The sequence below is a fragment of the Streptomyces sp. NPDC054863 genome (assembly GCF_053610825.1).
In genome coordinates this window covers 1-8,927 of sequence record NZ_JBSGZD010000317.1, presented here as the reverse complement: position 1 = coordinate 8,927, position 8,927 = coordinate 1, and the positions used below count along the sequence as shown (strand labels likewise).

The following is an 8,927-nucleotide window of genomic DNA, read 5'->3' as shown; positions in this document are numbered from 1 at the left end:
TCGTCCGTACGGGACGTACCGGTGGTACGGGTGGAACTAGTGGAAGGTGTGCTCCTCGCGCGGGAACGTGCCGCCCGAGACCTCGTCCGCGAACGCCCTCGCCGCGTCGCCGAGGGTCTGGCGCAGGTTCGCGTACTGCTTGGTGAAGCGCGGGACCTTTCCGCCGGTCAGGCCGACCATGTCGGTGTAGACGAGGACCTGCGCGTCCGTGTCGGGGCCCGCGCCGATGCCGATGGTCGGGATGGCCAGGCTGCGGGTGACCTCGGCGGCCAGTTCCGCCGGAACCAGCTCCAGGACCAGTGCGAACGCGCCGGCGTCCTGCGCCGCCTTCGCGTCCCGCAGAAGCTGGTGGGCCGCTTCGTCGCCGCGTCCCTGCACGCGGTAGCCGAGCGTGTTCACCGACTGCGGGGTCAGGCCCAGGTGCGACATCACGGGGATGCCGGAGGACACCAGGAGCTCGGTCTGCGGCAGCGACCGCTCGCCGCCCTCCAGCTTGACGGCGCCGACGCCCGAGTCCTTGATCAGGCGGGTGGCGTTGCGCAGGGCCTGGACGGGGCCCTCCTGGTACGAGCCGAACGGGAGGTCCGCGACGACCATCGCCCGCGTGGTGCCGCGTACGACGGCGGCCGACAGGACGGCCATCTCGTCCATCGTGACCGGCACGGTCGTCTCGTACCCGAGGTGGCAGTTGCCCATCGAGTCGCCGACGAGCAGCACCGGCACCCCGGCCTCGTCGAACACGGACGCCGTCATCGCGTCGTACGCGGTGAGCATGGGCCACTTCTCGCCGCGCTCCTTGGCGGCGGCGATCTGGTGGACGGTGATCCGACGCGTGCCGGTGCCCCCGTAGAGAGCCTTGGGATCGGCGGAACGCGGGGGGTGCTGGCCCTGCGGGGCCTGATGCCGTGCAGCATCCTGCGCGGCGTTCCGGGCAGTGTTCTGGGCAGCCTGAAGCGACATGGCTGGTACAGCTCCTTCGTCATCTCGAAGCGCCCTTACGGCGTCTCCGGACCACATCCATGGTGGCATCCCAGGCCGCCGTCCGGAAGTGGTTGGCGCCCACACCTTTCCCACCTGCAGCTTTGTGCGGGTTTCGTCACAGTGGGCGGGTGCGACGGCCGAACCGGAACCCCCGGCGGGCGCCCGGTCGTCCTCCTCGCAGTACGGCCGCCCCGGATGGCGGCCGAGATGCGCACCGGTCATCGCCTAGGGTCAGGGGCGGGTCGGGGGCGTACGGGCAAGGCAGCAGCAAGGCAAGTGAGGACAGCTCAATGGCGCAGGCGTACAGGCCGGACACCGGGAACGACGGCCCGGAGGCCGAACCCTCCAGGACCGGTTCCGGAGCCACTGCCGGAGCCGCCGGTGCAGCCGGTGCGACCGGCAGCGGCTCCCGCTGGCGCGGGGCGGCGGGCGGCAGCTGGCGCGGCGACCGCCGCATCTGGCGCCGGGGCGTCTTCCTCGCGGCCCTCGCCGTACTGGTCGCCCTCGTGATGATCTTCCACGCGCAGATTCCCAACACCATCGGCAACCTCGGCAGCCTCACCGAGACCTTCCTGCCCTGGTTCGGCCTCGCGGTCCCGCTGCTGCTGGTGTTCGCCCTGCTGCGCCGCTCGGCGCTCGCCCTGGTCGCGCTGATCCTCCCGGCCACCGTGTGGCTCAACCTCTTCGGCGGGCTCTACACCGACAAGTCGACCCCCGGCGGAGACCTCACCGTCGCCACCCACAACGTCAACGCCGAGAACAGCGACCCCGAGGGCACCGTGCGCGTCCTCACCGCATCCGGCGCGGACGTCGTCGCCCTGGAGGAGATCGCGGGCGACAACCTCGCCGGGTACGAGAAGGCCATGCGCGGCACGTACAAGTACCACTCGGTGCAGGGCACCGTCGGGCTGTGGAGCAAGTACCCGATGACCGACACCCGCAAGGTCGACATCAAGCTCGGCTGGGCGCGCGCGCTGCGCGCCACGGTGGCCGCGCCCAAGGGCGACGTCGCGGTGTACGTCGCTCACCTGCCGTCCGTACGGGTCAAGCTCAACGCGGGCTTCACCGCAGGTCAGCGCGATGACAGCGCCGACGCCCTGGGCGAGGCCATCGCCCGGGAGCCGGTCCGCCGGGTGGTCCTGCTCGGGGACCTCAACGGCACCATGAACGACCGCGCGCTCAACGGCGTGACCGCGCAGATGCGCTCCACGCAGGGCGCGGCGGGCGACGGCTTCGGCTTCAGCTGGCCTGCCGCGTTCCCGATGGCGCGCATCGACCAGATCATGGTCAGGGGCGTGGAACCGGTGTCCTCGTGGACGCTGCCCGAGACGGCGAGCGACCACCTGCCGGTCGCGGCGCGCGTGAAGTTCTAGCCCTGCGATCGGCTTCGGCCCGCCGACTCGCGCCACCTGTTGGTGATCGGCAGCCTGCGGTCCTTGCCGAAGCCCTTCGGGGAGATCTTGGTGCCCGGCGGGTACTGGCGGCGCTTGTACTCCGCCGTGTCCACCATCCGCAGCGTCCTGGCGACCAGTGCGCGGTCGAAGCCCGCGGCCACGATCGCCTCCAGGCCCTGGTCCCGGTCGACGTACAGCTCCAGGATCCGGTCGAGGACGTCGTAGTCGGGGAGGGAGTCGGTGTCGACCTGGCCGGGGCGCAGTTCGGCGCTGGGTGGCTTGGAGATCGAGTTCTCCGGGATCGGCGGGGTCTGACCGCGTTCCTCGGCGGCCTTGTTGCGCCAGCGGGCGAGCTCGAAGATCCACGTCTTGTAGACGTCCTTGACGGGGCCGTACGCACCGACGGAGTCGCCGTAGAGCGTCGAATAGCCCACCGCCAGCTCGGACTTGTTGCCCGGGGCGAGGACGATGTGACCCTCCTGGTTGGAGAGCGCCATCAGGGTGGTGCCGCGCAGCCGGGACTGGAGGTTCTCCTCGGCGAGCCCGGTCAGGGAGAGGGATTCCATGTACGCGTCGAACATCGGGGCGATGGAGACGGTCCGGAAGTTCAGGCCGGTCCGGCGGGCCAGCTCGGCGGCGTCGTCCTTGGAGTGCTCCGAGCTGTACTTGGACGGCATGGACACGCCGTACACGTTCTGCGCGCCGACCGCGTCGCAGGCGAGGGCGGCGACGAGGGCGGAGTCGATGCCGCCCGACAGCCCGATGAGGACCGAGCGGAAACCGTTCTTCGCGGCGTACGCGCGCAGCCCGACGACCAGCGCGGTGTAGATCTCCTCGGTGTCCTCAAGGCGCTGCGAGTAGCCGCCGGTCAGCTCCGCTTCGTACGCGGGCAGCGGTTCGTCGCTCAGCACCACGCGGTCGACGTGCAGGCCGTCGTCGACGATTCCGGTGACCGCGTCGGCGCTCGCGGCGGGCAGCTCCAGGTCGAGCAGCATGCTGCCCTCGCTGAACTGCGGGGCGCGCGCGATCACTTCGCCGTCCTTGTCGCAGACGATCGAGTCGCCGTCGTAGACGAGCTCGTCCTGACCGCCGGTCATCGCGACGTACGCGGTCGTGCAGCCGGCCTGCCGGGCGCGCTCCCGCACCAGTTCGAGGCGGGTGTCGTCCTTGTGCACCTCGTACGGGGAGGCGTTGATCGACAGCAGCAGCCCGGCGTTCGCGGTACGCGCGGCGGGGACCCGGCCGCCGTCCTGCCAGAGGTCCTCGCAGATGGCGAGCGCGACGTCCACGCCGCGCACCCGGATCACGGGCATCGAGTCGCCCGGCACGAAGTACCGGAACTCGTCGAAGACGCCGTAGTTGGGGAGGTGGTGCTTGGCGAAGGAGAGCGCCACCCGGCCGCCGTGCAGCACGGCGGCGGCGTCCTGCGGGGCGCCCGCGGGCTGGCCGTAGCGGGTCCTGGCCTGCGCCGCCCGGTCGAGGTGACCGACGACGACCGGGATGTCCCCGAAGCCCTCCTCTTCGAGCCGCACGGCGAGCGCGTGCACCGCGTCGCGGGAGGCGTCGACGAAGGACGACCGCAGGGCCAGGTCCTCGACGGGGTAGCCGGTCAGCGCCATCTCCGGGAACGCGATCAGATGCGCACCCTGCTCGGCGGCGTGCCGGGTCCAGTGGAGGATCGCCTCGGCGTTCCCGGCGAGATCGCCGACCGTCGAGTCGATCTGATTCAGAGCGAGACGTAGTTGAGGCACGCCCGCCAGTCTAATCGTCTACTTGACGCGATGTCCTGGCGGACGGGCGGGGAAGAGGGCTGGGGGGGGGCTGGTGGAGTGCGTCCCGCGTGGTGCCCGGCGGCCTCCAGGACTCCTGGCTCCCTGCCCTTCCTCCCCCCCCGGGGGCTCTTCGGCCTCCTCGGCCTCCTCGGCCTACTTTGTCGGTCCCGACCAGACGGCCTCGTCGTATCCGATGCCCGGCGACATCTCGACCCCCGCCGCGCCCGCGGCCTCCGGCGGGAGGTCGAAGGCGTACGTGCCGGTCTTGCTGCGGCCGGGGTGCAGGGCGCCGCGGAACGAGCTCGGCACGTCCCCGTCGAAGATCTTCTGCACCTCGGCGTCGTCGGCGTCCTTGAAGCGCGGAATCGCGTACAGGGAGTCGAACTTCTCCTTGGAGCCGTTCTTCAGCGTGATCTTCACCGTGAAGGACTTGTAGCCCCGGGTGTGCCCGGCGGCGGTGGAGCTCGCGGTGTACGGCACGGGCTTGCCGACCGTGATCGAGACGCCGTTCTTGTAGGTGTAGGTGCTGCCGAACGCCTTGGGCTTGGCCGCCTCCGCCTTGTCGGCGGCCTCGGCCGACTCGGACGCCTCCACCGCGGCGCGCTCCTTCTCCGCCTCGGAGAGTTCCTTGTCGGAGGCCTCGGCCTCGCGGCTCTCGGAGGCCTCTTCCTCGGCCACCTTCCGGTCGATCTCCCTGACGCTGTCCTTGAGCGACGTCACGGCGAAGACGCCGCCGCCCACCGCGAGCAGGATGCCGACCATGCCGAGGATCATGCCGCTGACGGCCATACCCTTGTTGGTGGCCGTGCCCTTCTTGACGTGACCGAGGGCGACGAAGCCGAAGACGACGGCGAGCAGGGCGGGCAGCCAGCTCATCCAGAACAGGACGACGACCATGCCCAGGACCACGCCGGTGATGCCGAGGAGCAGGGACGTGATGCCCATGCCGTTGCGGGGCGCGTCGTGCGGCGGGGGCATCGGGTATCCGTAGCCGCCGGGGTAGCCGCCCTGGTGGCCTCCCGGGTATCCGCCCTGGAAGCCTCCCTGCTGTCCGTCCCGGTAGCCGGGCGGCGGGCCCGTGGGCGGGCCGAACTGCTCCGGCGCCGGAGGCGCCGGCGGCACCTGGAACCCCTCCGGGGGCGGGGCCCACGGGTTCTGGTCGGAGGGAGGCGTGGGCTTGGTCATGCGGAGTCCTCAGGGCAAGTTCGAATCCAAGTTCGACGACCCTAACAGCGCCTTCACCTGAGCCTTACATTATTTCCACGGGGTGGTGGGGCGGGGACGGTGGGGCCCTGCGGCCCTCTCACCGTGCCCCGCCCCCCGTACCCGTCGGCCGGTCCGGGTCAGCGGCGGTAGCCCAGGACCGTCATCATTCCGGCCTCCGAGTGGTAGACGTTGTGGCAGTGGATCATCCACAGGCCCGGGTTGTCGGCGTCGAAGTCCACCGTCAGCCGCCCGTTGGGCAGGATGACCGCGGTGTCTTTGCGGGCGCCTCCGGCGGAATTCGCCAGGGCGAAGGTGTGACCGTGCAGGTGCAGCGGGTGCCACATCGTCGTCGCGTTGGTGAAGTCGAGACGGACCCGCTCGCCCGCCCTCACCGCGTGCCGCTGGGCGGGGGAGTACGGCTTCCTGTCGAAGGCCCAGTCGTACTTCGCCATCCCGCCGGTGAGCCGGATCCGGAGGGTGCGGTCCGGCTTCCTGGCCGGCAGCGCAGCCGACCCGGCCGCCGCCAGCTTGTCGGCGGTCAGGAGCTTCCCGGTCAGCTCCTTGGGCCGTACGGAGGCGGAGGGCGCGGCGCCGCCCCCGGTGCGCAGCAGGGCGAGGGCCGCGGCCTTCTTGCCCTCGGCGACCGCCGTCAGCGGGAACACCCCGTCCCCGGCGGTGACCAGCACGTCGTACCGCTCGCCCATGCCCAGCAGCAGCGCGTCCGTCGTCGCGTGCTCGACCGGGAAGCCGTCGGTGTGCGTGACCGTCATCCGGTGGCCGCCGAGCGCGACCCGGAAGGCGGTGTCCCCGCCCGCGTTGATCAGACGGATCCGGATGCGGTCGCCCGGCTTGGCGCGGCAGACCGAAGGGGCCGCCGGTGTACGGCCGTTGACCAGGTAGTGCGGGTACGCCACATCGCCCGCGTCGCCGCCGAGGAGGTCGCTGGTGGCGCCCATCATCATGCGGGAGGGTCCGCCGGAGGGCGGCGTCGCGGAAGGCTTTGCGGGTGCGGGCATCGCGTGCCCCTCGTGGCCTCCGCCGCCTCCGCCGTCACTGCCACCCGTGCCGCCGTGGTCCATGCCGCCCATGCCCTTGCTGAGCTCGGCGAGCACCGCGTCCGGGGTGGAGCCGTCCACCCCGTCCACCCAGTCGTCCAGGACGACGACCCACTCCTTGTCGTACTTCAGCGGCTCCCTCGGGTCCTCCACGATCAGCGGCGCGTACAGCCCGCGGTCCTGCTGCACGCCCGAGTGCGGGTGGAACCAGTACGTCCCCGGGTGGGGCACCGCGAACCGGTAGGTGAAGTCGGCGCCGGGCCTGATCTCCTGCTGGGTGAGACCGGGGACGCCGTCCATGTCGTTGCGCAGGGCGAGGCCGTGCCAGTGCAGGGAGGTGGGGGCCGGGAGATGGTTGGCGAGGGTCAGGGCGAGGGTGTCGCCCGCGGTGACCCGCACCTCCTTGCCGGGCAGGGCGTCGCCGTACGCCCAGGACCTGACCGTCGCACCGCCCCCGAGGTCGAGGGTGGCGGGCGTGGCGGTGAGCTTCACGGAGCGGACAGGGCCTGAGCCGCGGGCGGCCTCGGCGGCGGCGACCTCCTTGTCGTACGGAGCGATGAAGCCCTGCGGCGCGGCGGCGGAAGGAGGCGGCGTGGAGCTGCCGTGGTCCATGCCCGCGTGACCGGCCGGGCCGGTGCCGGAGCCCGAGTCGGAGCAGGCGGCCAGAAGCCCGGTGGAGGCGGCGGCGATTCCCGCGCCGAGGAGGGCGCGGCGCGTGTGGTGCGTACGCATGGCTGAGTACCTCGTGTGTCTGTCGGTGTGCTCTGCGGTGGAAGGCGAGGGCCGTTTCCGAACGGCCGGCCCGCTTCTAGATCCGCAGGACCGACAGCCTGGCGAGAACCGCCTTGCGCGGCGGTGGACGGGGGTGTGGCGCACGCAGCGGCGCACCGCCCCCGCGCGGGGCTGCCCACGCGAACGAACGGCTCGTCAGCAGCCGCGCCCCGAGCAGGACCACGCCCCAGGCGGCGAGCACGGCGAGACAGACGGACATCGGGTCCATGCCGTGCAGAGGGCCTTGGGGGGAGGAGAAGGACGGGGTGCCGGAGGCCACGGTTTTGGGGGCGGTGTGCGGCGGGGCTCCGGGCATGGTGTGCAGCGAACGGGGCGCCGTCGTGTCCGGGGCCGCCATCGTCGTGCCGGTGCCGACGGACCCGGTTTCGGGCCCGCCGTGCTCCCCGGAGGGATGGCCGAGCGTGTGCATCGTGACGATGCCGAACAGGAGCGCCGCGAACAGCAGCAGCCGCCCGCCCCACGCACTCCGCACGCTCGTCGACGCCATGCCCCGCACCCTACCCCCACCGGGTATGGCTCCCCGGTGAGGGGTGGGCATCGAATTAATATATGCACCACTATGTCCACATTTGATGTGCCGCCCGGCCCTGGCCGTTTCGACTCCTCCCGGCCCGTCTCCCTCCTCCTCGGGCTCGGCGCCGCCGCGTACACCGCGTGGGTGCTCGAAGTGCTCGTATGGACGGGCCTCAACCCCATCGACACGTACGTGAGTGAACTGGCCGCCGCCGACCAGCCGTTGGGCGGCGTCTTCCGCGCCACCGACCTGGCGGCGGGCACCCTGCTCCTCCTGGGGGCGCTGTGGGCGTTGATCCGTACCCCGCGCCGGCCCTGGCTGCTGGCCGGATGGGCCGGGCTCGTCCTGTTCGGCGGGGCGACCGTCGCGGACTCGCGGCTTCCGCTGAGCTGTGCGCCCACCGTCGACCCGGAGTGCGCGGCGCGGGAGACCGCGGGGCTCGTCCCCGCCACCCACACGGCACACGCGTGGAGCAGCAGCCTCGCCGTACTGGGCGCGCTCACCGGCGTCGTCGCACTCACCGTCGCCGCCCACCGGTACCGGCAGTGGTCCCCGCTCTCCCGCAGGGGGCCGCTGCTGGTCTGGCTCGAACTGGCCGCCACCACCTGGACGCTGACGTCCGTCGCCGCCTTCGAGGCCGGAAGGGGCACCTGGGCGCTCGGCATCGGACAGCGGCTGCAGGTGCTGCTGGTCGCGATCTGGCTGGCGGTGCTCGCGCACTCCGTACGGCGCGAGAGGCTGTCCCCGTGACAGACGCAGGTGAGTTCTTCCGGGAGATCGGCGGCGTGCCGCACCATGTGCGCGTCGAGGGCAGCGGCCCGGTGTGTGTGCTGAGCGCGGGGCTCGCGATGGGCTGGTTCGACTGGGAACCGGTGGCCGCGCTGCTCGCGCCGTACCGGACCGTGGTGCGCTTCGACCGGCCGGGGCACGGGCTTTCGGGTGCGGCGCGGGTGGCGCCGACGGCGGCGGGGGAGGCGCAGCGGATCGCAGCGGTGGTGGATGCGGTGAGGACTTGGCGCGCTTCGGGCGCGGGCGCGGGCGCGGACGCGGGGGTGGACGCGGGCGCGAGGGCGGACGCGGGGGTGGACGCGGATGCGGATGTCGTCGGGCCCGTGACCGTTGTCGGGCACTCGATCGCCGGATTCCACGCCGAGGCGTTCGCCAGGCTGTATCCCGAACGCACCGCGTCGGTCGTCCTCGTGGACTCCAGCAC

The 8,927-nt window shown here is 72.0% G+C and carries 8 protein-coding genes; 3 read left to right on the top strand and 5 right to left on the bottom strand.

The genetic code is table 11. The annotated features are described in order from the left end of the window. Positions 1-36: 36 nt before the first annotated feature. Positions 37-960 (bottom strand): 3-methyl-2-oxobutanoate hydroxymethyltransferase, encoded by a 924-nt coding sequence (panB, locus tag ACWGIG_RS33520; protein ID WP_453325464.1) that lies wholly within the window; start codon positions 958-960, stop codon positions 37-39. A 311-nt stretch (positions 961-1,271) separates the two neighbouring features. Between panB and ACWGIG_RS33515 the strand changes: the two genes are divergently transcribed. Beyond that, positions 1,272-2,354, top strand: a complete 1,083-nt coding sequence (locus ACWGIG_RS33515) for an endonuclease/exonuclease/phosphatase family protein (protein WP_453325463.1) — start codon at positions 1,272-1,274, stop codon at positions 2,352-2,354. Here the strand turns inward: ACWGIG_RS33515 and ACWGIG_RS33510 are convergent. The 4 genes from ACWGIG_RS33510 to ACWGIG_RS33495 all read right to left on the bottom strand — a co-directional run bounded on the left by ACWGIG_RS33510 (position 2,351) and on the right by ACWGIG_RS33495 (position 7,687). Then, entirely contained in the window at positions 2,351-4,126 is a 1,776-nt protein-coding gene (locus tag ACWGIG_RS33510) for an NAD+ synthase (RefSeq protein ID WP_453325462.1), read from the bottom strand. The two genes, ACWGIG_RS33515 and ACWGIG_RS33510, sit on opposite strands and share 4 nt — an antisense overlap. A gap of 174 nt (positions 4,127-4,300) precedes the next feature. After that, positions 4,301-5,332 (bottom strand): DUF4190 domain-containing protein, encoded by a 1,032-nt coding sequence (locus ACWGIG_RS33505; protein WP_453325461.1) that lies wholly within the window; start codon positions 5,330-5,332, stop codon positions 4,301-4,303. 158 nt (positions 5,333-5,490) lie between these two features. Then, entirely contained in the window at positions 5,491-7,140 is a 1,650-nt protein-coding gene (locus ACWGIG_RS33500; protein WP_453325460.1) for a multicopper oxidase family protein, read from the bottom strand. Between the two features lie 76 nt (positions 7,141-7,216). After that, positions 7,217-7,687: a DUF6153 family protein gene (locus ACWGIG_RS33495; protein WP_453325459.1), complete on the bottom strand. Its 471-nt coding sequence runs from the start codon at positions 7,685-7,687 to the stop codon at positions 7,217-7,219. 72 nt (positions 7,688-7,759) lie between these two features. Here ACWGIG_RS33495 and ACWGIG_RS33490 point away from each other — a divergent pair, with 72 nt between their 5' ends. Together ACWGIG_RS33490 and ACWGIG_RS33485 are read left to right on the top strand one after the other, a co-directional pair. After that, positions 7,760-8,464, top strand: coding sequence for a DUF998 domain-containing protein (locus ACWGIG_RS33490; RefSeq protein ID WP_453325458.1), 705 nt, complete (start codon positions 7,760-7,762; stop codon positions 8,462-8,464). Next, the coding region (locus ACWGIG_RS33485; RefSeq protein WP_453325457.1) for an alpha/beta fold hydrolase at positions 8,461-8,927 on the top strand (467 nt) is incomplete at its 3' end. The genes ACWGIG_RS33490 and ACWGIG_RS33485, both read left to right, overlap by 4 nt.